General features: G+C 55.6%; 25 protein-coding genes. 6 read left to right on the top strand and 19 right to left on the bottom strand.

The genetic code is table 11. The features are described 5' to 3' along the window. Positions 1-621 precede the first annotated feature (621 nt). From HDG33_RS18555 to HDG33_RS18520, 8 genes are all read right to left on the bottom strand, one after another. Complete coding sequence (locus HDG33_RS18555) at positions 622-1,038, bottom strand: cupin domain-containing protein (protein WP_184031988.1); 417 nt, start codon at positions 1,036-1,038, stop codon at positions 622-624. A 480-nt stretch (positions 1,039-1,518) separates the two neighbouring features. Beyond that, a complete protein-coding gene (locus HDG33_RS18550) occupies positions 1,519-2,652 on the bottom strand; it encodes a porin (RefSeq protein ID WP_184031987.1) in 1,134 nt (377 codons plus the stop codon). Between the two features lie 411 nt (positions 2,653-3,063). Beyond that, positions 3,064-4,026: an AraC family transcriptional regulator gene (locus HDG33_RS18545; protein ID WP_184031986.1), complete on the bottom strand. Its 963-nt coding sequence runs from the start codon at positions 4,024-4,026 to the stop codon at positions 3,064-3,066. 139 nt (positions 4,027-4,165) lie between these two features. Beyond that, positions 4,166-4,975, bottom strand: coding sequence for a c-type cytochrome (locus HDG33_RS18540; RefSeq protein WP_184031985.1), 810 nt, complete (start codon positions 4,973-4,975; stop codon positions 4,166-4,168). 1 nt (position 4,976) lies between these two features. Next, entirely contained in the window at positions 4,977-6,602 is a 1,626-nt protein-coding gene (locus HDG33_RS18535) for a b(o/a)3-type cytochrome-c oxidase subunit 1 (RefSeq protein WP_184031984.1), read from the bottom strand. Continuing rightward, positions 6,592-7,164: a cytochrome C oxidase subunit II gene (locus tag HDG33_RS18530; RefSeq protein ID WP_184031982.1), complete on the bottom strand. Its 573-nt coding sequence runs from the start codon at positions 7,162-7,164 to the stop codon at positions 6,592-6,594. The genes HDG33_RS18535 and HDG33_RS18530 overlap by 11 nt, the downstream gene beginning before the upstream one ends. Further along, positions 7,161-7,319, bottom strand: a complete 159-nt coding sequence (locus HDG33_RS18525; protein WP_184031980.1) for a hypothetical protein — start codon at positions 7,317-7,319, stop codon at positions 7,161-7,163. Before HDG33_RS18525 ends, HDG33_RS18530 begins: the two co-directional genes overlap by 4 nt. Positions 7,320-7,824: 505 nt before the next feature. Further along, positions 7,825-8,460 carry a cytochrome P460 family protein gene (locus HDG33_RS18520; protein WP_184031978.1) on the bottom strand — a complete coding sequence of 212 codons (636 nt, stop codon included), beginning with the start codon at positions 8,458-8,460 and terminating at the stop codon, positions 7,825-7,827. A gap of 505 nt (positions 8,461-8,965) precedes the next feature. Here HDG33_RS18520 and HDG33_RS18515 point away from each other — a divergent pair. Next, positions 8,966-11,041 (top strand): cytochrome c biogenesis protein ResB, encoded by a 2,076-nt coding sequence (locus HDG33_RS18515; protein ID WP_184032158.1) that lies wholly within the window; start codon positions 8,966-8,968, stop codon positions 11,039-11,041. Positions 11,042-11,138: 97 nt separating this feature from the next. Here HDG33_RS18515 and HDG33_RS38275 read toward each other — a convergent pair whose 3' ends face one another. Continuing rightward, positions 11,139-11,432 (bottom strand): DUF2818 family protein, encoded by a 294-nt coding sequence (locus tag HDG33_RS38275; protein WP_184031976.1) that lies wholly within the window; start codon positions 11,430-11,432, stop codon positions 11,139-11,141. Between the two features lie 683 nt (positions 11,433-12,115). Between HDG33_RS38275 and HDG33_RS18505 the strand changes: the two genes are divergently transcribed. The 4 genes from HDG33_RS18505 (at position 12,116) to HDG33_RS18490 (ending at position 15,743) form a co-directional block, all read left to right on the top strand. Then, a complete protein-coding gene (locus HDG33_RS18505; protein WP_184031974.1) occupies positions 12,116-12,319 on the top strand; it encodes a cold-shock protein in 204 nt (67 codons plus the stop codon). Between the two features lie 512 nt (positions 12,320-12,831). After that, a complete protein-coding gene (locus HDG33_RS18500) occupies positions 12,832-13,296 on the top strand; it encodes a GNAT family N-acetyltransferase (protein WP_184031967.1) in 465 nt (154 codons plus the stop codon). Next, positions 13,293-13,910 (top strand): FMN-dependent NADH-azoreductase, encoded by a 618-nt coding sequence (locus tag HDG33_RS18495; protein ID WP_184031959.1) that lies wholly within the window; start codon positions 13,293-13,295, stop codon positions 13,908-13,910. Before HDG33_RS18500 ends, HDG33_RS18495 begins: the two co-directional genes overlap by 4 nt. 1,422 nt (positions 13,911-15,332) lie before the next feature. Then, entirely contained in the window at positions 15,333-15,743 is a 411-nt protein-coding gene (locus HDG33_RS18490; RefSeq protein WP_184031957.1) for a RidA family protein, read from the top strand. A 458-nt stretch (positions 15,744-16,201) separates the two neighbouring features. On the opposite strand, the gene HDG33_RS18485 is transcribed toward HDG33_RS18490, so the two are convergent. The 3 genes from HDG33_RS18485 to HDG33_RS18475 all read right to left on the bottom strand — a co-directional run bounded on the left by HDG33_RS18485 (position 16,202) and on the right by HDG33_RS18475 (position 18,106). Further along, the gene (locus HDG33_RS18485) at positions 16,202-17,152 is read right to left on the bottom strand and encodes a cyclopropane-fatty-acyl-phospholipid synthase family protein (protein WP_260330486.1); all 951 of its coding nucleotides are present in this window, start codon (positions 17,150-17,152) and stop codon (positions 16,202-16,204) included. 133 nt (positions 17,153-17,285) lie between these two features. Continuing rightward, positions 17,286-17,741 (bottom strand): hypothetical protein, encoded by a 456-nt coding sequence (locus HDG33_RS18480; RefSeq protein WP_260330485.1) that lies wholly within the window; start codon positions 17,739-17,741, stop codon positions 17,286-17,288. A 62-nt stretch (positions 17,742-17,803) separates the two neighbouring features. Then, positions 17,804-18,106 carry a hypothetical protein gene (locus HDG33_RS18475; protein ID WP_184031951.1) on the bottom strand — a complete coding sequence of 101 codons (303 nt, stop codon included), beginning with the start codon at positions 18,104-18,106 and terminating at the stop codon, positions 17,804-17,806. Between the two features lie 452 nt (positions 18,107-18,558). Here HDG33_RS18475 and HDG33_RS18470 point away from each other — a divergent pair, with 452 nt between their 5' ends. Continuing rightward, positions 18,559-19,719: an MFS transporter gene (locus tag HDG33_RS18470; protein ID WP_184031947.1), complete on the top strand. Its 1,161-nt coding sequence runs from the start codon at positions 18,559-18,561 to the stop codon at positions 19,717-19,719. A gap of 74 nt (positions 19,720-19,793) precedes the next feature. Here the strand turns inward: HDG33_RS18470 and ccmI are convergent, their stop codons facing one another. The 7 genes from ccmI to HDG33_RS18435 are packed head-to-tail and all read right to left on the bottom strand — an operon-like array spanning position 19,794 to position 24,995. Further along, complete coding sequence (gene ccmI / locus HDG33_RS18465) at positions 19,794-20,615, bottom strand: c-type cytochrome biogenesis protein CcmI (protein WP_184031945.1); 822 nt, start codon at positions 20,613-20,615, stop codon at positions 19,794-19,796. Beyond that, positions 20,612-21,100, bottom strand: coding sequence for a cytochrome c-type biogenesis protein (locus HDG33_RS18460; protein ID WP_184031943.1), 489 nt, complete (start codon positions 21,098-21,100; stop codon positions 20,612-20,614). The genes ccmI and HDG33_RS18460 overlap by 4 nt, the downstream gene beginning before the upstream one ends. Beyond that, the gene (locus tag HDG33_RS18455; RefSeq protein WP_184031940.1) at positions 21,097-21,636 is read right to left on the bottom strand and encodes a DsbE family thiol:disulfide interchange protein; all 540 of its coding nucleotides are present in this window, start codon (positions 21,634-21,636) and stop codon (positions 21,097-21,099) included. The genes HDG33_RS18460 and HDG33_RS18455 overlap by 4 nt, the downstream gene beginning before the upstream one ends. Then, the gene (locus HDG33_RS18450; RefSeq protein WP_184031938.1) at positions 21,633-23,603 is read right to left on the bottom strand and encodes a heme lyase CcmF/NrfE family subunit; all 1,971 of its coding nucleotides are present in this window, start codon (positions 23,601-23,603) and stop codon (positions 21,633-21,635) included. Before HDG33_RS18450 ends, HDG33_RS18455 begins: the two co-directional genes overlap by 4 nt. Continuing rightward, positions 23,600-24,067: a cytochrome c maturation protein CcmE gene (ccmE, locus tag HDG33_RS18445; RefSeq protein WP_184031937.1), complete on the bottom strand. Its 468-nt coding sequence runs from the start codon at positions 24,065-24,067 to the stop codon at positions 23,600-23,602. The genes HDG33_RS18450 and ccmE overlap by 4 nt, the downstream gene beginning before the upstream one ends. After that, positions 24,064-24,243 carry a heme exporter protein CcmD gene (gene ccmD / locus HDG33_RS18440; protein ID WP_221311466.1) on the bottom strand — a complete coding sequence of 60 codons (180 nt, stop codon included), beginning with the start codon at positions 24,241-24,243 and terminating at the stop codon, positions 24,064-24,066. The genes ccmE and ccmD overlap by 4 nt, the downstream gene beginning before the upstream one ends. Further along, positions 24,240-24,995, bottom strand: a complete 756-nt coding sequence (locus HDG33_RS18435; RefSeq protein ID WP_184031935.1) for a heme ABC transporter permease — start codon at positions 24,993-24,995, stop codon at positions 24,240-24,242. The genes ccmD and HDG33_RS18435 overlap by 4 nt, the downstream gene beginning before the upstream one ends. Positions 24,996-25,010 lie beyond the last annotated feature (15 nt).

The following is a 25,010-nucleotide window of genomic DNA, read 5'->3' as shown; positions in this document are numbered from 1 at the left end:
GCGACCGATAAAAACCATTCGTTCGTCCGCTATAGCTAGTTTCTCTCTCTTCGTTAGTTGATAACGACACCCCTCAGCCAAATGCGATCGACGTGCGCAGTACGTTCGAATTTGCTAACGTAAATTCGCGATTTCTTTATAACATCTGTTCTCTCGGTCCGTTACTGCGTAACGTTATCGAAACTGTATGTCCACCTCAAGTAACTACCAAATCTTACCGATACCCGGCGTGACTCAAACGGTGATAGCAAATTCCTTGGAAAAGCTACCAGACTGCTTGCGCGGCAAAGGCGAGCGCAAACCAAAAGACGGAGATTCGCGTATGACGGCCTCGCGCAGTGTTCATGCAACGTACAGAGGTGTGGCGCGCGAGCGTTGGCTCGCCACCCGGCGCCGCTTGCCTGGCCGGAGTGCGAAAGGCACCCTTGGCAAGGGCGGAAAGATCGTGCTTTTGGCTGACTCAACTGCTGCCATCATCAGCGTATCCGGCGCCTCGTCAGCTGCAAACAACGGTCTATCGCGCCATCACCGAGTCGGGGACCGGAAGGCCACAGTTCGCTCGTGAAAGTCCTCGTCCTCCCCGCCCTCAGCCGACAACTGCCACGCTTACGCTGGGAGAGATTACTCAGCGGGGCTCGTCAGGGGCTTGTCGTCGGTATCCACGACGAATACCGCGAGTAGCTTAGCGGGCCTTGTGTTGCTAGCATTTCGGCTAACGCGGTGAATCGCACCAGGCTCCTCAACGAAGCTCTCACCTGCATGATAGACCAGCTTCGGGCCGTTGTTCACCTGTGATTCGATAGAACCCGATACGACATAAGCATAGATAAAGGCTGACTTGGCGTGCTTGTATGGCGGCGATGCCCCGCCGGGGGCGTAGTCAACGACTACGGCCGTCAAAGACCTGCCAGGAATGTTTGGAATCGCGTGATCAAAGTTCGGCGTGATCGCTTCGCCCGTCCCCTGCGCCACCCCTGGCAACGCAACGGTAAACGCGACCGCTGCCAAGGCGGCGCCTATAACAGATGGCATTTTCATCAACAATCTCTCCTGTGGACAATTGAATTCCAGTTTCTTCTGAGTCTGCCGGAAAGGGTTAGCGATCGCCCCTCCTTACCAGGAAGACTACAAGAAAACTCCATCATCACAGAGGAACTGCGAATCTCTGATCAAAATTTGCCGATTCGCTATTCCTGTAGACCTGGCGGTGCTAGCATTTAGATAGGTGTCGAACTGCTTCCCTCTTTAGTACCGTCAGCGACTTTCACGAATCACTACTTGGGCCGGTTATGAGAAGGTAATCGGAAAAACGTTCGGTCAATCTGAAAGTCACACGCACGACCTGACGATTCTTGAAAATTTCCCGTCGATCAGTTCAAGATCCCTTACTTTCGCACGAAACTGATACTATTGCCCGCGCACCTGACACCGCGCCGTCAACCAACAAACAGCTCCCCGCATACCGCTCATCACCTTGGTTAAGGGCATCGGAGCATCATTCATCGCACAGAACGTCGATTAAAAAGCGTGCATGATTCCCACGCGCCCGACTACCTGATGAGAATTGCTGGATACACCCGCAGACCCCGTCACATATGCATTGTCTAAAACAGAATCGGATGTTCCATTGACTTTTTGATAGACGACCTGCGCATATAGCGCTGTACGACCTGAAAGGGAGTACTGGCCCATTAGACCGACTTGATTCCAATGAAGAGAACGACTCGACTCATCTCGGCCGATATTGGCACGCGAATAAGTATACATCGCACCTACGAACAAACTGGTAGTGAAGTTGTACTTAACGTTGACTTCCAGATTGTCGAATGTAACGCTTGCGAGGTCCGTGCCCAGCGAGCCTACATATATCGACGACTGAGGCTGTTGCAAGTGTACATGCGTATAAACGACGCCAACCGCGGCGGCGCCGAGCCCGTAAGACACACCAGCTCCATATATCTTTTGATTGTTCGCGGCGAAGCCGTAGTCATCTGAGGATACTGTTCCGCCCGCGCTCCCCCCTGGCAAAGAGAGATCCTGAAAAACAGCCGCGGCCGTGAACGACTTATACGCATATTTGAATCCAACGCCGTACATACGATTGTTTGCGAATCCCCCCGGAGCGTTGCTAAAACCGTAGAGTGCGGTCACGCTAACACCAGAGATGACAGGGCTCGTGTACTTCACTGAATTGTTTGCATGGAATGACGCATTTGTGTTGTCATTGTCTACCGGATGGGAGAAGAGATAGCCGGCCCAATTCCCATTGGCTGTCATTGGCCCGATCGTATCAGTCACAGTGTCGAACTGTCTTCCCATTGTAAGTGTCCCAACGACGTCCGATTGAAGGCCCAAATACGATTGATATCCAAACAGCCGCCCGCCGTAGTATGCGGTGCCGTTGTCGAGAACGATCCCGCTTTCAAGGTCGACGACTCCGTGAAGTCCGCCGCCGAGATCCTCTCTTCCTTTGATGCCCCAGCGACTCGTAATAAGATCGACGCTGGATGTCTGCCACGCTTTTTGGCCTCCAACGTTGTTGGTGAAATTAACGCCTTCATCTAATGCGCCAAATAGGGTAACGCTACTTTGTGCATTCGCCGCGGTGCTCAGGCACAAGTATCCTATTGCGACTATGACGTTGTTTCTCATCTCACACCGTCTCTGTATGGTTCCAACCTGCTTTCCGCATGCCAGTCAATCAGCTTGTCAGCCGTTCCTCGCGGGCTTCGTTTCTGTCACTCCGACTCACCTAGCCCTTTCTCCGGCTTCTTGCGTCGTCCACGAACAATCCGCTTCTTCGTTGCCCGGAAAAACTTTTTTTTTTGCCATGCCGTCTCCGGGACGAGCAACGTACATTCTGTACTTCGAACGAGCAGGAAACAGCAACACCGTGCATTCAGCCCACGCCTAGCAAAAGAGTGGTAGACAAGCGGGTGTTGAAAACGCGGATGACTCGCCCTGGTCGACGGAAAACGCGCCAAAAGCTGTTACAACGCCCTATCGCCGACCGGCAAATGCCAGCCTGGCCACCGCATCACTGTTCCTCGCCGGCTACAGAGCCTACTCGGGTCGGCGCTCGCGCACAGAAGTGAGACGACGTCTGAACGCGCTCGGGTCCAACCCGTGCAAGGCATTAAACGCCAGTGAGAAGTTACTCCGACTCGAAAGGCCTACCATTCTCGCCACTTCTGCTACCGGATAGTTGGTGGTAGCCAGCAATTCCGCGGCTTTCTTCAAGCGAACGATTTTAAGCATGGCCATTGGCGACTGCCCAAACGCTTTTATGAATTGTGCAGCGAACGCTGAGCGGCTCATTCCGGCGATGTGTGCCAGACGCTCGACTGACAAGGCCGACGCCGATCGCTCGAGAATTTCTTCTAACGCACTGGCGAGACGCCTGTCAGCAACGCCGGCTGCCCAGGGCAGGTCCACACCGCCGCTGTCTATCTGTCGCCGAAGCACGAGGATCAGACACTGCTTCAGTAACGCTTCGACCAGGGTACGCGAGCCAAGCCCCGGACGCGCGGACTCCGCGAGCAGCAAAACGAACTGGTCTCTCAATCCTGACTTGCCGTCGAACTGGGCGACGAGCGGATGTCGCAACGTCTTGAACGGGTCACTGCCCGAAGTCGTGTCAAGACGCAGTTCGCCACATGCGGTGGAAATACCATTGTCGCCACCACCGACTTGGACAGTCGGAACGGTCTCTTGCCAAGGCCAGTCACCGACACGCGAGCGATTCGTTTCGCGCGTTGCGCACGATTTGCCGCTCTCGATTTTGTAACCGATACCTGGCGGCAGAAGTACGAAACTGTGCGCGCTGAGCGATACTCGTTCACCGTGTTGCGTTATTAAAACACCGCTTCCGTCCATGCAGTAATGCAGACTCGCCGTTGCGCAGGCCTCGAACCGAGCGCTCCAGCCATCGCGAATGTCACAGAGCGTGAAATTCGTCAGGCCGATGTCCAGAGCGGCAAGAAAGCGTTCCAGGACAGGAAGCTCACGTAACTGCGCGTTATTCATGGGCGAGTCCGAGACGAAATCGAGACTACGAAAAAAAACAGCCCCTAGTCTACTATGAACCTGCTGCTCCGGTATTCACGGGGAACTGACCTGGTCCCGCCTGACCACGATAACACCGTCAGCGCCCGTGCTGACGGTGTCAGGGCAGGGATATTCGTCCTTTCGCATCCGTGAACCCGCTATAGTATGCCGCCGCGTCCTTTATCTCCGTTTCGGTCAGATTCCGCGCGATATTTCGCATCTGCTCACCGGAATCATTATGTCGTTGACCTGCTGCGAAGGCATCTAGTTGAGCGCCTAGGTAGGATGCTGAAAGACCCTGCAGAAATGGTGCTCCGGCCTTGTGATCAATGCCTCCGTGACAAACAGCACAGGAAACGACATTCTTTGTAGGGTTTCCACGTGCGACGATCGTCGGCACTACGACCGTCGCAACGCCGCCCGTCAAATGCCCTGCTGAAGCGAAGTAGAGTGCGAGGTCACGCATATCTCTCTCGGATAGTCGTTTGACCATCGAGGTCATTATTACATTTGTTCGCGCACCACTTTGAAAATCTGAAAGCTGCTTATAGACGAATGCAGCGTCTTGCCCGACCAGAAGCGGCGCAACGGCTTGAGATGCATTGTGGCAGGCAGCGCATCGTGCTGCGAGCACCTCGCCGCGCCGGACCGCGTCGGGGTCGTCATGAGCAAGTGTCTGCGGCGTTATAGTAACCGCACTTACCGAGCCGTCAGCGGGATAGACGATTGATTCGTTCAGCGCCCAGTGGCGGGACACTCCTGCCGCGCTACAGATCGCATTCCATATGCCTCGAAACTGTGGGCCGCCCTGCACCGACGGCAGAAGGACAAACCCTATCGCAGCAGCGGTGGCCGCGACGGCGAGGGTACCGCATACGCTGCCTACCAGCCATCGGTTCGTCAGCGAGAACACTGGCTTCGCGTCCATGTCAATGCCCCTGGCCGATCGGAATTCCAGGCACGGAGGTGTCTGGGCGGGCAATCAGCGACGCAATCGGATATCCGTAGTTAAACAATGTGAGACCGATCATCAAGGCGAGCCAAAGTCGAAAACCGTTCAACGCAGATGGCACACTCTCTGTTCGATGAATCGGCACACTAAAGGTGTAGTCCTCAACAAGATCGACCGTCGAGCGGTGGGCGCGAACCAAAATGAAAACAAAGAGAAGACCAGCAACCAGACAGATGACTCCGCCAATGACCGATACGATCACCGGCAGCGCCTGAGACGAAATTTCACCATTCGTGTAGTCGAAGTATGCCATTCTTCGTGGCATACCCATGATGCCCACCAAATGCCAGGGGATTGTCAATACCATGATTCCGATGAACCAGAGCCATAGCTGGATACGGATCAGTCGCATGTCTGTGATCGCGCGACCAGTAATCTGCGGCCACAGGTCGTAGGCGATCACAAAGTACATGATCACGACTGCGCCGGCGAAGATGAGGTGAAAGTGTCCAGTCACCCATTGAGTGTTATGTATAGTCGAATCTAACTGGTAACTCATGTTGATGAGTCCACCTGCTCCTCCAAAACCCAGCATCACAAACGAAAAAGTGATGGCGAGCATCATGGGATCGCCCCATGGAAGAGCCTTCAACCAACCTATGACACCCTTCCCGCCCCGCAGCCGCCCCGCGATCTCAACCGAAGCACAGATCGTGAACACCGTTAGCAAAGTAGGAATGGCGACCAATGCCGTAAAGACCGAGTGCATGAATTTAAAGCCCGATCCCACCTGTGGATCAGCGAACAGGTGGTGTATGCCGATAGGCATAGACACAACCAGAAACATTACGAAAGACACCCGCGCCATTAAATCGCTGTATAGTCTCCCGCCAATAGCACGCGGAACGATCGTGTAATAAGCAATGTAGGCTGGCATTAGCCAGAAGTACACAATTGCATGCAGCGTCCATGAATAGAAAACGCGTGCGAGACCCGCATCAATGTTGTGTTTCCATCCCAAAGAAACCGGAATAATCTGAAAAATTATTTCGATTGCGGCACCGACGGCCGTCCATCCCCAGAGGTACGCGCTCGCGACACAGGCAAACATAGGAAGCGGAACGGGAACGCCCGGATTATCGCGCTTCCAGCTCGCAAGGTTGACGCCCATCAGCGCAACCCATACCCATGACCCTACAACGATAAGGACGACGCCTATATAGTAGATCGAGCTGCCGATCATTGGCGGATAGAACGTATAGAGAACTGAAGCCGTACCCCTTCCTATTGCGATAACGGCCAGCATAAAACCCAAGGCGACGGCGCCAAAACCTACCCACGCCAGCTTCACTCCGACAATGGCGCGCTTAAGCGAAAGCTCAATGACGGCGTATCCGAGGGCCATCGCGACGAGAGTCGGGAAGACGTATGCCATAGTCGAGCCGTGCGCCGACACGGACCGATAGTAAATTTCCGGATCTTTTATCCATGGATGTAGCGGACTTCTCACGTACATCTGCCAGGCGCCCAACGCCAACGCAACAGCGAAACTCGCGAAAGCAAGCCAGAAATGAAGAAGCACAAGCCGCTTGTTAATTAACACAGTTCAGCCTCCCGTTCGCCCCTTTTCGTTTAAGCATCTCGAAGAAGGTGGCGCGCTCTATAACTTTGACGCGCGCCCACATCGCCTGATGACCCGTCCCGCAGTATTCGTGACAAGGCATCAAATGCTCGGCTGGCTGCGTAAACACAGTTTTAAACGTGGATATGTACCCTGGTTCAATCATTGAATTGATGTTAGTCCCCGTTACCAGCATCCCATGGATCGCATCAGCGCTGGTCGCCCGGAAGGTGACGGGCGTGTTAGCCGGAAGAAGGATACATTGAGGCGTGAACGAATACTGCTGCGCCAGTACCCGGACGATAACGGATCCGTCTTTGGATGCGGCACTTCCCAAGTTACTTTCTGAAAACTCGCTATTGGTTTCCAGGGATGCTATGCGTATGGTTTCTACTCTGGACGGCGGCATCATCGCCCAGTGCAATCCCGTGAAGACGACCGTCAGCATCAGGATGAGCATGATTGCCGACATCAGAATCGCCCACCTCCGTTCGATTTTATGAACGATACTGACTGACGGATTTTCAATAATATCGTCGCTCATTGAATAACGCCACGCGGAAGGAAAACAAGTACATAAAATACCATCCATATGAGGATCACGATTGATGTCGCAGTACCTGCTAGAACAATCGCGCCCTTCGGCCCATCGAGAACGATGCGTTCAAGGGCTTGATCCTCGTCTTCGTTCGGGTTCACCTAATTTTCCCATGGCAATTCGGACAGGGTTGAAGATGTCCAGCATGCAAAGCTCTAAACGGATCCGGGACATTGCTCGACACGGAATCTGGATTGGACACGTACGGAAATCCGGGCGTGAGTCCGTGCTTCCGCACCGTCCCAAGTGCGCCGAACCGACACGCGGAGCCGCGACAGATTTATGTACGGCCTACACTGGCCTCGTCGCTCCAACAATGGCACGGGTTTGCGTTGAACTGCAATCGTGCAGTGCCATTGCCGATCCGTCGAGTGACGGCAGACTGTTTGGAGAACGGTACACCGCGCTTCAACTTCTATAACGCGGAGCCGAGTTACCAAACGCTAACGAGTCTTTGCAGAGGCAGACATTACATCGCCAACGAGCACCACACACCCGCACCTCCCTTTCCGCGCTGATCAAGACAGACGGTCACCCGATGACCAGCGCGGTGTCAGCATATGTGCCGATGGCTCTACCTGGCGGCTATAACCGAGGCGCGCGATCTTATTGAGCTTCTGGCTTGTAGTTCGGGTTCAGGTGCCCATCATCGTCAAGCAGTCGATAGAACTGTGTCCAGACATCATCCTTCTTCGCGCTAGCGATGTGGCAGTATGCACATTCCTCTTTCGCCTTGACTTTCGCCATCTTTGCCTTCGGCTCAAAGTGATTGAAGTTGAAGTATCCCCAACCGTCTGTCGCAGCGAAGCGCTTTGAATCTTTCACCGTGACGTCAGCGCCATTGAACTTTCCAGGGAACAGACCTCGCCCTGACGGCTCATTTCTTGAGCCGTCAGGAAACTGCTGCGGCTGGGTCAGCTGAAGTTCTTTGACAAAAATGGTCCCTTCAGGAAATTCGCCGGTTTTTTTGTAGATTGCGTACGAACCCGGCTCAATGTAGACGTTGTGGTACTCAGGGAAGTTTGCCTTCCCCCCGTTAAGGGCGTTCGGCGTCAACGGACTTCCGACGTAGATCCATTGATGAAAATTCTTTGGAAGCAGTAGCTGGCCATCCGAGGTGTATTGCGGCAGCTGCCGCTTTACCGTGGGAAGGTCTTGCCCATCAGAGTCAGCCCAAGCGCCGGTGCTAAACGATGCGCACGCGATCAATACTGCACTAATGACTGAGAGTCGCTTCAACATGCGGGTTCTCCTATACGTGAACGAGATAACCGGAATCTAGTACGCTTTGCGACGTCCCAGTCCGTAGCCTGTGTTGGCTACGGAATTAAATACTCTTGAAGGTCATCATTCAACGATCCACAGGTATATGATTCATGCCCTTATGGGTGCGCCACGTTGATGCCGTGAGCCAGCGCAGTGCGACGGTCCATCAGCCCGCTCTCCCAATAAGCAACATAGCTCGCGAGACGAGTTGATAAGGCCTGACCGTTCGATATACGCATGTATAGTCGGCCACTCTTTGTTCGCACCAAAAACTCGTGTAGAAATCGGAATTGAGGATTGTTTTGATTGTCCACAGCCCGGAGACAGTCGGAGTGACAACGATGCCGATCCTTTACAACCGTCTTACTCACAATTATCTGGAGTGCCCTTGAGCGAGCGTCCGACGGCCGTAGGCCAGATTTGCTTGAGAGTTCGTGGAAATGCATACGAGCTCAAGCACGCCATCGATCTTCTCAGGTCAATGCGCTTTGCCATAGCGTTGCTGGTGATACTGGCGATTGCAAGCATCGTCGGTACTGTCCTCACACAGGAGGATGCGTACGTCAATTATGTGAACCAGTTCGGTCCATTTTGGGCCGACGTCTTCCGCGGGCTAGATCTTTACGACGTCTACGGGTCCTGGTGGTTCATGCTGATTCTGGTCTTTCTTGTGATCTCGGTCTCACTATGTGTAATTGACAACGCCCCGAAGATGGTCCGGGACGCGCGCAGCTGGAAGGACCGCGTCCGCGAAGGGAGCCTACGCGCATTCCATCACAAGAGTGAGTTCCGCGCAGCGGTCCTAACTGGCGTTGAAACTGCCGAACTCTTGATGAGCCTCGGACGTCAGCTGGGCTATAAGCTAGTCACCCGTAATACCGATACCGAAGCGATCCTGATTGCAGGTAAACGTGGCGCCCTTACAAAGCTAGGCTATATTTCGGCCCATTTGGCGATCGTGGTCATCTGCATGGGTGGGCTGCTGGACAGCAATCTGCCGATCCAGCTGCAGATGTGGTTCTCCGGAAAGACTGCGACCGAGTTGGATACGGATGTAGACGCAGTTTCTCCGGACCATCGACTATCCCCTTCAAACCCAACTTTCCGCGGGTTCTCTCTCGTACCCGAAGGCCGGGAGACGAGCACGGTCGTACTTAGTCGCCGGGACGGTTCATTGATCCAAGATCTGCCATTTTCAATTCAATTGAAAAGGTTCGTGGTTGATTATTATTCAACCGGCATGCCAAAACTTTTTGCCAGTGATATCGTGGTCACGGATCATAAGACTGGGCAGCGCGTTCAGGCACGCGTCCAGGTAAACAAGCCGTTCACCTACGACGGCATTTCAATTTATCAATCGAGCTTTCAGGATGGTGGGTCCAAGGTCGCGATGACCGTGTGGCCGATGGCCGGCACGGCCGAATTCACTGAGCAGCTCCAGGGCACAATCGGGGGTATTACGCGTATTCACCTTCCGACCGCCGGAGAAAGTGGAGAGACGGTGGAGCTCACCGATTTTCGTTCGATCAACGTCGAAGATACTCATAACAGGGACGGTGCCCATAGTGTGCCAGGTGCTCTCAAAGAACATTCGCTCAAGAGCGAGATTGACGCACGACTCGGTTCAGGCGCGAAAAGCAATCTATCTACCACGTTACGAGATCTAGGGCCCTCGATGCAGTACAAGGTACGCGATATTAACGGGCAGGCCCGCGAATATCAAACCTTTCTGCTTCCAGTAAATGTCTCCGGCCAGCAGATGTTTCTGACCGGCGTAAGGTTGGGGATCAACGAACCATTCCGCTTTCTCCGCATTCCCGCAGACGATCACAATTCAGTAAGGGACTGGATGAATCTTCGAGCCGCCTTGCAGTCTCCGAGCATGCGGAGCCAGGCCGTATCCCGATTCGCACAGCGTTCGTATTCGGGTGCCGATACTGAAGCTCAGAAAGTTGCTGCATCCGACGTATCTCGGCTGCTGGACCACTTCGCCGGCTTCGAGCGAAATGTGACCCCAACGACAGTCGCGGCATCAGCGGGCGGCTTCGCGGCGATTGCCGGCTTGATCGACCGCTCCACGCCCGCGGCGCAACAGGAAAGGGCGGCGATGACCCTCCTACGCACGCTCAACGGTGTTATGTGGGATCTGTGGCAGCTGTCTCGCATTAAGCATGGCGAGCCTGAGATGAAACAGGATCCGTCACATATTTCCTTTGTTCGGGCTTCGGTCGAAGCACTGTCAGACAGCTTCTACTACGGGGCGCCGATTTTCCTCCAGCTTGACTCGTTCACGCAGGTTCAGGCGTCGGCATTCCAGTTAACTCGGGCACCCGGCAAGATCTTGGTATATGTCGGTAGCCTTTTGCTAGTTATCGGCATATTCTCGATGTTCTATGTGCGCGAGCGGCGTCTCTGGTTTTGGATCAAGAGTTCAAAAGAAGGTGGCGCAGAAGTCTTGATGGCCATGTCCACCGCTCGACGAACGCTTGACTTCGAGAGGGAGTTCGCAAGCACGCGCGACGCGGTACACATGGCACTGGACGCGAAGAGCGTTTAGACAAGCTGAGATCTTGAGATCTTCAACCAGCCGGGCAACAAGTCCGGCTGGAACACGACGTGTCAACGACCGTCGCTCAATGATATTGTCGGCGAAGCTATGTCCGTGAGAGCAGAAACCGAAAGACGAATCCCGGAAACGAAAACACCATCAATAGGGATACGGTGATTACATAGAATTGCCATCCTTGGTCGAACACCCTGCCCTCCTGTGCCTCCAACGCATACGCCGCTAAAGCCAAAATCATGTAGGTCAATGCAAACTCCGCTATGTAAACCCAGGCTGTCTTGCCATGTCGAAGGGTGATAACGCCAAAGAACCTGCCTGTGGTGAAAGGGAAATTGGCCAATGATACAGCCAAGGTTAGAATAAACCAGCCGGAGACTGACATTAATAACTACCTCATATCACTTGTAACGTCGGATTGAAAACTGCATGACGAGATCTGTTAATCCCGATTACGATGACGGGCTCAATGGTCTCAAACGTACTAGCTTACAATTGAACGCGACATCAGAACACTATTCAACGTTCCAAAGGTATAAACGTTTAATACCTAAATACATCCAGGCAGTCCCTGCGTGATGCAGCAGACATAAGAGCCAGCGGCGGCGTTTGTTGCAAGCTTGGGCTCGAGTTTGGCGCTATGCCGGGCACCTGCTTCGGCACACGTAAGCCGTTTAGTCAGCAGGGCTCCGAGGGCCGCTCCACGCGAAATACCGGCAACTGCTCGCGGCAACGTGCTTCCGGGTAGGAGTCGAACTGATCCTGGTTGACCCGGCCCTATACGTCGACCATCTGTGCGGTGGCATACGCATCGAGACAGGGCTGAAGTGTGAAACCTTATACGCGAGTCTATACATGAATACCAGAGGCGCGTTGAGTATTGCCTGAACGCCCAATAGAATTGTATGGTGATCTCCCCATACTAGGCGAGCGCAAGACTTTCGCCGTTTCGATCGACATGTGCCGATAGGCTGCGATCTTGTGATAGTCGGCACCCGTTTTGTCGGTCGGCAGCAATCCCATATTCAGACGCACTATCTCGATAACCAATTTCAAAAGGAAAAGCAAATGGCTACCGGTACTGTGAAGTGGTTCAATGATGCAAAAGGTTTTGGCTTCATCAAGCCCGACGATGGGAGCGAAGATCTCTTTGCACATTTCTCGGAGATTCGATCGACCGGATACAAGTCACTCCGGGAGAACCAAAAAGTTTACTTCGAGATCAGTGTAGGTCCGAAAGGCAAGCAGGCAGCTAATATCCGCGCATCGTGAATTGCCAGCCCATATTCGGATCTTCTGCGTCAGCCCAATTTCCCGGTTCGTGCTCCGACGATCCGTCAGGATCGAGCCGGGGTCGCAACGCAACTACTGCTGCAAGCCTGCCGTCCTGGCTCCGAGCATCTTCACTGCTGCATTGATGAGGCGATGATGACACAAACCGCATCCGGTACAGGAGCATCGCTTGCCGCTCAGAGGGCCGCCGTCGATTGGGACGTGGGCTACCACAGCCATCGATTCTGCTACTCGAAGCGCGACGCGAAGGTCTATCGACACCAGCTAGCGCGGCTGCGCATGCGCGTCCATCAAGCGAGGTATCCACTGTCCCTTTCGAGCGGCAACGACGAGGACGGTCGACGATGTTTTCAAGAGTGCCGCTAACAATCGGGATCGTCAGACCGGTCGCGAGCCATCCAAGATGACCTGGTCGGACGATCGTTTCTTGTCCCTACAGTGCGTTTCGTTAATTGGATACAATGCGCGCGATGTAACAAGGAGAAGACGATATGGGCACGAACGCGACGTTCGAGCATCTTGATTCCCCCGATGATTGGATCCGCGCTTTCGACGTCATGAAGGAATTGCGGCCGCATCTGACGGACCCCAAAGCCTTCTGTGAGCAATTGCGCTGTCAGCACAAAGAGAACTATCGTCTGCTCGCCGCGTGCGGCGTAGATGGGACAATCCTCGGTCTAGCCGGATATCGCGCGCAAACAAATACACTGTATGGGCACTTCATCTATCTCGACGACCTTGTCGTAACTTCTCGACTGCAACGCAGTGGTATAGGAGCGGATCTGCTCAACAAGGTCCGCGAGATTGCGCGTCAAGCGTGCTGCGCGCATTTCGTGCTCGACACCGGCTTACACATGCCGCTCGCGCAACGTTTCTACTTCCGCAACGGCCTGCTCGCCAAAGGTATGCACTTCGTTGAATCACTTGCGCACGGCGGATCGGGTTGCGAACAATGAAAATTCTTTTCGTGAACGCGAGCCCGCATGGCGAAATGAGTCACGGCTATAGTCTCGCCGTTGAGATGATTCGCTCGCTGGGTAAGAATATGCATAGCGCGCTGGTGAAGCGCGATCTTGTTTCGACACCATTGCCGCCGATCACGCAGGACTATGCGAAAGCCATTACATCACGTGAACCTGATGTAAGCCTGTTCGACGTGTCAGAGCAGCTCATTCGCGAGATCGAAATGACGGACGCGCTCATCATCAATACACCGATGCATAACTTCACGGTTCCGGCCGCGCTGAAGCTCTGGATTGACTACGTACTTCGGGTTCATCGCACCTTCGCCGTAACGCCGGAGGGGAAGGTCGGTCTGATGCGCGACCGGCCTTCCTTCGTGATCGTCGGTTCCGGTGGCTTTCATAGCGGCGACCGGGCGTGGCAAGGCGATTTCCTCACCCCGTATCTACGTTACGCGCTCCGGTCAATCGGATTGAAGACCACTCATTTCGTGTTGCTGCAAGGACTCACGCATGGCGACGAGGCGGTAACGGACGCCCTCCGGCGAGCGCGGGAAGAATTCGCACGACACCCACTCTTCGCCGCCGGCGATACCATTGTCAGCTAGCGCCGCGTATGCGTCGTGCGCATGAGGTGGCGTGGTTGCACCGCCACCGCCTTCAGCGGCCGCCTGAGATAGGAAGCAGAGAACCGGGCCGTGCTCCGGTGCGCCTTGGACGCGCTCACGTACCGCGCCCAGTACGTCACTTCATCGAACGTGCGAGCGGCGATCATTCAAGTCATCGACGACGGCGCTTCCCGTCCGGCCCCAGAAATACGTCCATTTGCGTGCCATCCGTCGACGAAAAAGCATAGGGGGCGGACCCCGAACCGCACGGATTTCCGATGGAGGCCGATCGCGCGCTCGTTGCGGCGCGTCAATCAAGATGAGAACACAGCGGTCTCTCATTTAGGTTGTTGCGCCATACGCTCGTCGACACTCACGCTGTTAGATAGCGGCGGCGAGCAATACCGACCGACATTCCTGGCGACTCTACCGCCCTTATCGGGGCGCAACGAAAGGCAGTTGTTACTGGACGCGCTACCTTCGCTAGTCCGGCTTCAAAACCTTTTTGATCTATCTCTGCCTCAAGGCCGGAGCTTCCTATGAAGCGCCATCTTTCGATAAAGCCGTGTGATACTCCGTTGCCGATGTAAGGGTACGACGCCCGGCTCCACCGCCGTCTCACCAATAGATAACAGCTCCCATGACATATCTCCTATAGATATGTCCTGTTGCAACGGCTTCTGAACGTCCTGGTCAGGTTGTGCAGACCAACCGTTACCGCCTCAAACTCTCCCGGCAGCTCGCATCGTCTCTCGGCGAGATCTTCCGAAATGCATATACGGATGTATCGCTTTCGATACTTCGTTCAGGTTTAACATATGGCCAACGAACATTGAATAGGGGGGGCGGAGAACTTGACACTTCATTTCATGAACCATTGTTACTGGACTGCTAGTGATTCGGTCAGACATAAGAATTCACTTTTCATATGTTGCAAGGCATCGCTTATGGAATATCGCATTGACCGCCACTACTCGCGAGGACCAACGGGAGTCGCTCTATCGATAGTGCTTCGATCCGGTGTCAAATATCTTTCTGGCCGGTCCAAACGGAAGCGGCTCTGCACCGATAGCCGAACCTTCGAGCTAGAAGTGCCCGCGCGGTGGGTTGGCGAAAACCAGACTTCCCGACTGCGTCACGTCGCTCGCTTCGCGCATTGCAACCCAGATCGGACTGTTCAATCTGACGATATTGGTATCGTCCGCTATTGTGCACATGGAGAACGGCAAGCACGTCGAAGAGAGCTTGCCGTATCCGAAGCGGCTGACCCAGCCACAATAGCTAGCTTTACGTCGCAAAAGAGCGATTACGTGGCCCACAGATCGAAAATTCTCGACGCGCTTGCACTGATATCGTTTCCGTGAGCTTATCGACGTTCAAGCCGACGAAAACCTTCAACTTCATTCAACCATGGAGCAATCTATGCGTTATTCTGCACTTGGGTCTCCCACCCCATCGAAGACGAAAGCAGGCGGTAACAACCCCGCCACCCGACCCAAGCTCCGATGGCTGATGATGTCAGGCGACGCGAATTTTTTCGCCTCGAAGTGGATCTCTACAAGCATAGAAGAGCAAAGCGAGAGTATATGGAGAAGCACGGTCGACGCGCATGAGAAATCAGGAATGACAGTGCACGACATCGTTAAAGTGACGCAGTATCTAAAGCTCGAAGAACATATACCTCTATATTCAGCGATCCGAGAAAAATACCTTAAAGGTGCAACACCTGCTTCGACACTCTTGGTAGTGCCCCATCTTGATCCATCGAGCAGGTTAGTTGCAGTCGAAATTATCGCCGCGAAAGACGATTTGGAGTTCTCGACGAAGCAGTGAATATCTAGTCGTGAAGCACGTCTGATGCCCGCTTATTGTGTAGTCGTGATCCATCTTCCTTACGCGCAGTTCACACTCTCCGTCCGAGAACGGGCATCGGCTCCGCCAGCCGAAGCTGTCCGGCCCTTGGCGATGACCTTGATGGCCCGTAAGGACTGGATTAGGATCGAGCCATCGCGTCGACATCCACATCGAAAAAGCAGATACCGACCTACGACACGGCGGAGACAACCAAAGTCTAGCTTAAGTTCGCGAAGCGTGATCGGAAGCACGGCAAGCTGGACCTTCGCGGTCTGAGCACAGAAGTGGATCCGCTGCCGCGCTGAAGTGTCCTCACCGCCAAGCGATGAAGCCCGTCATTGCGACATCCAAGTGGCAGGACATTTTTACGGTGAAATGTCGCCGCCTTGCAAAAGGAATGCTCCCTCGCGATAGCCGTAGGCGAAGGTCAGGGAATATCAAGATGGTTTTCTAGCTATGACGGTAGGGAACATGCACGCTCGGTCGTTCACAAAAGTCACGTCCCTGAAACCAACGCGCTCGAGTTGCACTCGTGTTTCCGAATGAGTGCGGAACGAGCTCCATTTGACCTCTAATATCTGTACAAATAGTAATTGTTGCAGCGCAAGCGCACTGCGTGTGGTCGCATTCATGTCCCATGGCGATTCATCCGACAGATCAGGCGGCGGCGTCAAAAAACTCGTAACAAGCTGACCACCGGGCCTAAGTGCGTCGAAGAACTTGAGATATAGGCTGACCACGCGCTCGTTATCGGGTTCGTATATATTTAGACCATTGCTTGTCAGTATATCCACTTCAGCGTTCAGGTCCATCTCCCAAGCGTCGGCACGGCGTAGCTCTATCTGTCGAGCGAGGCTGCGTTCATTGGCTAATTTGAGTGCTCCATCGAGCGCGTTCTGGTCGAGGTCAAGGCCCAACAACCTCACGTCAGAACAACTCTTGTAATCGAGCAGCAACAAGTCCCCCATCCATCCGCAAGGGATAGACGCAAGCACGAGTCCCGGTTTGAGCCTCGCCTGCAATTCCCGACAAAAAATCTTGAAGCGTTCGCGAGTGGCAAGTACCGCCGGAAGCCTTTCAAAAATGAGGTATTCGAGCTCGGAAACCTCGCCACGCCGCAAGGAGTCTGTCTCGTGAGTTACAAGTCTGTGTGTCCAGTATGCATCGAGCCCACGGTTGACCAACAGAAACCTGCCAAATTCAAACCTGGACAACTGGTCAACGAGAGCGAGTTGATGCTCGAGAGTCGCTACGGGAACATTTTCGTCCCTGCGCAGCCGGGCTTTCACTGCCTCAACCACTCGCTGGGTCGCGAAATCCGCCTGAACATTGTGCGAAATTAATCGAGAGGAGTCTATCACTGGGCTACGTTTCACGTGGTTAGTCACGAAACCAATCATAGCCCACAGACCGTCGATTCCCAAGTGTTGTCAAATGCACCCGTCTCGGCGACGACTGAACAATCGACGCTATGAGCCAACCAGATCTCTCCCGAGCTACTCTTGCAGGCTCGGGAGAAGGTCAAGCGCGCCTGTAGCCCATCCGATCAAACGATTCTCCGGCGCGAAACCGCTCCAAACGGTGACCGGATTCGATGATTGCCGCGAGTGGCGCGCGACGCATTTGATAATCGTATGTGGTGACAATGGTAGCGAAATGCTGGAATTCTTCTTCCTCAAGCATCCATAAGTCGGAATGTCGACCTCGATTGAATGCCGCGAACAGAATGCTTTCGGCTTCCTTCATTTGTTCGAACGTAGCATTGCCATAGCCCGCTTCGATGAGCAGGCCAGTCACAAGCATGACTTGGCATAGCGTACGCGCGGCATCGAGATTGCCCCTTTTTCGTCGCATGGCATCGAGTGCGACGTGCACCTGCAGACTGACACGGTCCGCTTCGGCACGCGCTATAGGTAACAATGCTGCCTTACTCCGGCGCACCCGCGCAGCCTGCGCGGTTCTTTCAAATGAAGTCATTCTGGTCATCACATCAATAGAGTATGGTTCAAAAATGCGTGGCGGTCGAATACTACACCGCTTCATGCGGGAATATACAACGTCTCGCTGTCGTCAGCCGTCCGTAACGCATCGACGCTCGCCAGAACACGGGTGGCGAAATCCGTGCTCAAGTTCCATTCGAGCGCCTGGACGGCGACGTATTGCGGAAGGAATTCCCGTCCTTTTCGCACAAAATGAGACAGCCGAAGGCGGGGCTCAAGGCAGCACGAAAACAGGTCACGAAGCTCGACGTTTGCCTTAAGTGCAGACTGGAGAACCGGTTCGTCTCTCCGCATATACGAAGGTTTGCTTTGCACGCTTGCCACAACAATCGTGGTTGCCAATGCGCAATCCCGAAGTTCAAGTAGCGCAATCACGGGGATATTGTTTCAATACCTAAGTATGTTTTCATTTCCTTCGGGAACGTCTTAGAGTACAGCAGAAATTATAGACCTTTCAAATGGAGCCACAAAAAATGCGTGGCTTGGTCAGTATGAACCTATACAAGAAGACACATGAGGCAATCGCACGACATACTCGTAAGTAGTCGACAGTCACCCTCGGCCACGTCTTCCTTGATGGTCCGCGAAAATGCAGAAACGGGCGATGAAAGATGATATGCACCGTGAACCAAAATCGGTGAGCCCGCACGTCGTTACAAATGCCGTTCCGCTTTAAGCTCATCGAGAGAATGGACCGCTTTCCAACGAGCGCAACACCCTAGCCAGCGCCATCGCGCCTTTTTTGATTGATCAACATGCACGCCTCCTCCACATCTTCGACTTTCCAATCGCAAATGAGCGCACCGGAATTGCGCGCGACGCTCTCGCTCGCCTCGATCTTTGCCCTGCGCATGCTGGGCCTGTTCATGATCATGCCCGTGTTTTCGGTATACGCGAAAAGCATCGCTGGCGGCGACAATGCTCTGCTCGTAGGCATCGCTCTCGGCGCCTACGGCGTCACACAGTCGCTGCTGTACATTTTCTACGGCTGGCTATCCGACAAGTTGGGACGAAAGCCCGTGATCATCACAGGCCTCGTGATCTTTGCTATCGGCAGCTTCGTTGCGAGCTTCGCGCACGACATCACGTGGATCATCGCGGGTCGAATAATTCAGGGCATGGGTGCGGTTTCCTCCGCAGTGCTAGCATTCATCGCCGACCTCACCTCCGAAGCACACCGCACCAAGGCCATGGCCATGGTGGGCGGCTCGATCGGCATGTCATTTGCCGTGGCGATCGTCGGCGCGCCCATCGTGTTCCACTGGCTAGGCATGGGCGGCCTCTTCGCGCTCGTCGGCACATTCTCGATTCTTGCGATAGCCGTCGTGCTATGGATCGTGCCAGATGCGCCCATGCCTGTGCATGTGCGGGCGCCGTTCGCAGAAGTACTGCGCAATAAAGAGTTGCTGCGTCTTAACTTCGGCGTGCTCGTGCTTCATGCCACTCAGACCGCGCTCTTTCTGGTCGTCCCGCGCCTGCTCGTGGACTCGGGCCTCCCCGTCGCGTCGCACTGGCAGAGCTATCTGCCGACTATGGGCCTTTCGTTTGTCCTGATGGTGCCCGCTATCATTGCCGCCGAAAAGCGACATATGATGAAGTCGGTGGTCGTCTCAGCTATTGGACTCGTCCTCATTGGCCAGTTTATGCTCGGTTTGCTCACGCATACTATAGCGGTCGTGACAATCCTATTGTTCGTGTATTTCCTTGGTTTCAATATCCTCGAAGCCGTACAGCCATCGCTAGTGTCGAAGCTCGCACCGGGCAACCGCAAAGGGGCAGCCACGGGCGTCTACAACACCACCCAGTCAATCGGTCTTGCAATCGGCGGCGTGGTGGGCGGGTGGCTGCTCAAACACTTCGGCGCGAGCGCAGTGTTCTATGCGTGCACGTTTTTCATCCTATGCTGGCTCCTGGTCGCTTTCAACATGAAGGCGCCAGTGCCGCGCAATACCTGACTTTTGCATGCGGCGCGGAACAAGGAAATGACGTCGGTCCGTACGAACCTGACCAAGACGTTTTGGAAGCGTCGCTACTTCGCCAGATCGCGGGCGCGGGCAATGTCCTTGGCAATCGAGATGCGGCTTAAGTCTCCTTCATGCAGTGTGGCCGCAAGACGTTCCCAGTAGCCAACTGCGTCACTGTATCGACCGGCTTGAAACGCGGCCATGCCTGCTAACTTAAGGCTCACCGCGTCTCGCGGGTTGCTGGCGAGGGCCTCGTCGATGAGTGCCTGCAACTTGGCAGTCCATTTACGATCATCTGCGAAATATTCGGCCTCGGCCCAGTGACCCAGCAGTTCCGGCGCCCGCCCTGCTAGCGCCGCTGCACGCTCGTACGCCCGGGCCGCTTCGGACATCCGTCCTTGTGCCATGTAGGCGCGGCCCAACGATGACCAACCATCGGCAGAGTCCGACGTGGCAGCCAGTGATACTGCTTCCTCGCGCATAGCGATTTTCTCGACGTTTTGTGCAACGGAGCGTTGACGTGCGAGCTTGAGTTGGTCAAGCGAGCCCCAGTGCAGGTAAAGCGCCAGCGCCAGCAGCGGCGTTGATAGCGCTGCTGCAAGCGGAATAATTCGGCCTAGGGGGAAATCAACCGCATCCTCCGCACGCTGCGTGTCGTCCAGCAGTTCACGTGCAGCCTCGACGCGCCCGAGATCGAGCTGGGCCGCGTCGAGCGCGCCGACGTGGTGCTGCTCTTGCAATTCGTGCAGACGTTCGCGGTAGAGGACGACATTCATATGGGTGCGATCGGCATCAACGCGCCTGCGCGACAGGCCCAACTGGGGCACTAGGACGAAGCCTAGCGCTGCTGCAAACAACAGTCCTGCGTAGAGCCAGAAAACGATCATATATCTTGTCCAATGGATGAGTCCGCGGCTCCGAGCAGGCCCGCTAAGCGACGCTGTTCACCGTCCGACAATGGACTTGCTATTGTGTGGCGTGAGCGACGCCGGCTTGCGACGATAACCGCGACGATCGCGCCTCCAGCTAATAACAATCCTGCAGGGCCAAGCCAAAGCAGCACCGTGCGGCTGGAAAGCGGTGGGTCGTACAACACGAAATCCCCATAGCGCGCGACCATGAAGTCAATGATTTGATCGTTGCTTCGGCCTTCGCGCAGCATGCGATGAATCTGACCACGCAAATCGTTTGCGATCGGTGAATCCGATTCCGCGATGCTCTGGTTGTGACACTTCGGGCAACGCAGCTCGACGGCCAGTTCGTGATACCGTTCGCGCTGGCTGTCGTTAGCAAAGTCACGGGGATCGATGGCGGCGTAGCTGGCACTGAGCATGCCGAGCGCTAGCGCGATCGCAGCGAAGACACGCTTCATGGTCCGGCCTCCTGCAACAGCTTGGAATAAACCGGGGCAAGTTTCTTCCGCCAAACGTCCTCGTCGATGATTCCAACATACTTGTCGCGGATGACACCTCGAGCGTCGATGACAAACGTCTCGGGGGCGCCGTAAACGCCGAGGTCCACACCTAAGGACCCGACACTATCCTCAATGTCCAGCAAGTACGGATTGTCCGACTTACCCAGCCAGCGTAGCGCCGCAGACCGGTCGTCTTTGTAATTGACACCGTAGATGACTACGCCTCGAGAGGCCAATCTTATTAACACCGGCTGCTCCTGTCGGCATGATGAGCACCATGAGGCCCAGATGTTAACCAACGCCGGTCTTCCTACAATGTCCTTGCGTGTCAGGGTGCGCGACGGCTGGTCGAGAGCCGACAGGGCGAAAACGGGAAAATGTTTTCCGATTAGCGCGGATGGCACGTTGGTCGGATCGAGGAACAGACCGCGATACAGAAGACCCGCGATGAGCAGAAACACTGTGAACGGCAAGAGCAACGGCAACCGCTTCATGTTCGCGCTCCGCGAATGCGTCGCTCCGGAGTCAACCTGGTCGACCTGGCGCGATAGCGCCGGTCTGTCGCCGCGAGGGTGCCGCCCAACGCCATCAGGAGCGCACCCACCCAGATCCAGCGAACGAAAGGTTTGATCTGCACCCGCACCGCCCAGGCGCCGTCGGCCAGCGGTTCGCCCAAGGCTACGAACAGGTCTCTGGTGAAACCCGCCTCGATAGCGGCCTCAGTCATGGGAGTCCGTTGGACCTGGTAGACGCGTTTTTCTGGATGCAGAATTGCAACCTCACGCCCGTCTTGAAGGACCCGTACACTGCCGCGATCGGCAACATAATTCGGCCCCTGAATCCGCGTGGTGCCTTCGAATATGAAATCGTAGCCCCCGACTTCGATGGCTTTGCCTGACGTCATACGCAAATCCCGGTCAACGCTGCAGACGCTCGTCAGCACGGCGCCCAAAGCACACACAGCGAAGCCCAGGTGGGCCAGTTGCATTGCCCAATAGCTAAGGCCGAGCGTTGGCAGGCCCGTGAGCAATCCTTTATTACGCGTTTTGTCCAGCACGTCACGAACGCCCGCGAATACGATCCACGCAGCCAGGAAGCCGCTCGCAGCCACCGCCCAACGCGACCGGCTCTGCAAGGTAGCCGCGACCAACGCGAGCATCAGGCTAGCCGCCAGCACAGGGGTAAGCATTCGCGCGAGCCAGCGCACTGGCGTGGCTTTCCAGCGCGTGAACATGCCGACCGCAGCCGTCGCCATCAGCAGCGCCATCAGCGGCACGAACATGGCATTGAAGTAAGGCGGCCCCACCGACAGCTTCGTGCCGGTGAGCGCGTCGAGAACCATCGGGTAGAGCGTGCCGAGCAGGATCGCGGCCGCCGCCACCGACAGCAGCAGATTGTTGACCAACAGCAGCGTCTCACGTGACCAGATTCCGAAGCTTGCATGGCTCTTGACCACTGGCGCGCGAAGAGCAAACAGCGCAAGCGACCCACCCACCACGCCCAGGAGAAACGCGAGCACGAAGACGCCGCGTGCCGGGTCGGTGGCGAAAGCGTGCACGGAGGTCAACACGCCCGACCGGACCAGGAAGGTGCCTAGCAAGCTGAGCGAGAAAGCGGCGATCGCCAGTAGCACAGTCCAGCTCTTGAATACGCCCCGTTTCTCAGTCGCTGCCAGGGAGTGGATCAGGGCCGCGCCCACCAGCCAGGGCATCAATGACGCGTTTTCGACGGGATCCCAGAACCACCAACCGCCCCACCCGAGCTCAGAGTAAGCCCACCATGACCCGACGGCGATGCCCACACCGAGAAACGCCCACGCCACGTTTGTCCAGGGTCGAGACCAGCGTGCCCACGCGGCGTCGAGCTTGCCATCCAGCAAGGCAGCGATGGCGAAGGCGAAGGCGACCGAGAAGCCAACATAGCCCATGTACAGTATGGGCGGATGGACGATTAGACCGACGTCCTGCAACACAGGATTCAGGTCCCGGCCATCGACTGGGACATTGGGTAGCAAGCGCGCAAACGGGTTGGAGGTGCCGATCAGAAACAGCAGAAAACCAGTGCTTATCATGCCCATCACAGCCAGCACTCGCGCCAGCATCGCGTCCGGTAGTTGGCGCGCGCCGATCGAGACCGCAGTTGTCCATCCGGCCAGTATCAGAGCCCATAGGAGCAACGAACCTTCATGCGCACCCCAGACTCCGCTGACCTTGAAATACCAGGGCAGCGCACTGTTGGAGTTTTCCGTGACATACGCAACCGAGAAATCGTCCGTTAGGAATGCGTGCACCAGGCAGGCGAAGCTGAACATCAAGAACGTGAGCTGTCCCCACGCGGCCGGCTTCGCCAGCGCCATCCAGCGTTGATCGCCCCGCCAGGCACCAGCTAATGGGACGCTTGCTTGAACCAGTGCGAGACACAGCGCCAGGATCAGGGCCAATAGTCCGAGTTCCGGGATCATCGATACGACTCCTGTTTGCCGCGCGGAAGCTGGCGTCTCGCACCGATTTTCTTCAGCGCACCCATCGCTTCAGGTGGCATGTATTTCTCATCATGCTTGGCAAGGACTTCATCAGCGTGCAGTGCGCCGCCGGGCTCTATGTGACCCATGGCGACAATGCCTTGGCCCTCGCGGAAAAGGTCAGGCAGAATGCCCTCGTAACGCACGAGGATGCTGCTCTCCCCGTCCGTCACGACAAATCGCAGCGCCAGTGAACCCGGCGTGCGTTTCAACGAACCCGTCTCTACCAGCCCGCCCGCGCGAATGCGAGTGCCGCGCGGCGCCTCACCAGCCGCGATCTGAGTTGGGGTGTAAAACAGATTGATGTTTTGCCGCAACGCCGCCATTGCCAACGCCGCGGCCGCGCTTACTCCACAGAGCAGCGCCAGCATCCAATACAGTCGCTTTTTGCGTGCAGGAGTCATTGCGAAATCTCCCGGCGTCGGCTGCGCGCGAGTTTATTCAGGTACCGACGGCGTGCCAACAAAGGCAGCATCACGTTCAATGCCAATAGAGCAACGCACAAACCATAGCCGCTCCAGACGTAGGCGCCGTGTCCACCCATGGCGAGAAAATCAGCGAACGACGCGAATGCGATCATGTCCGACTCTCCAGAAGCCGGGCGACCTCAGCGTCGGCCCAACGGCTGCCGGTCTCGCGCTGCAGCACTTCCAGGCGCATACGCGCGAACAATACTGCTCCGAAGAAGCAATAGAATCCCAGCACGGTTAATAACAATGGCAGCCACATCTGCGCCGGCATAGCCGGCGCAGATGTAAGCGAGAAGCTGGCGGGCTGGTGCAAGGTGTTCCACCATTCGACCGAATACTTGATGATGGGAATGTTGACAACGCCGACCACGGATAGCACCGCGCAGGCGCGCGCGGCACTATCGCGATTGGTGATCGCCTGACCCAACGCGATGACACCTAGATACAGGAACAGCAGGATGAGCATGGAGGTCAGGCGTGCGTCCCATACCCAGTAAGTGCCCCAGGTGGGCTTGCCCCAGATCGCCCCAGTGCTCAGCGCGATGAATGTCATCCAGGCACCGACGGGGGCAGCCTGCTGCAGCGCGACGTCCGCCAGCTTTATTTTCCAGATCGCCCCGATGACCCCGGCAGTCGCCAACATGACGTAGATCGATTGAGCAAGCAGAGCGGCCGGCACGTGGATGTACATGATGCGAACGCTGTCGCCCTGCTGGTAGTCTGCGGGCGCAAATGCTAGTCCCCACGACAGTCCGATCACGAGCAAAAGCGCGCTCGCAGATGCGAGCCATGGCAGACACCTGCCACTCATGGAGTAGAACAGCTTTGGCGAGCCCCATTTGTGTAGCCAGGTCCAGTTCATTCGAGTTGCTCTTGA

This window comes from Paraburkholderia sp. Cpub6 (genome assembly GCF_014201065.1).
GTDB lineage: Bacteria > Pseudomonadota > Gammaproteobacteria > Burkholderiales > Burkholderiaceae > Paraburkholderia > Paraburkholderia tuberum.
This window is presented reverse-complemented; position numbering and strand designations above follow the sequence as displayed.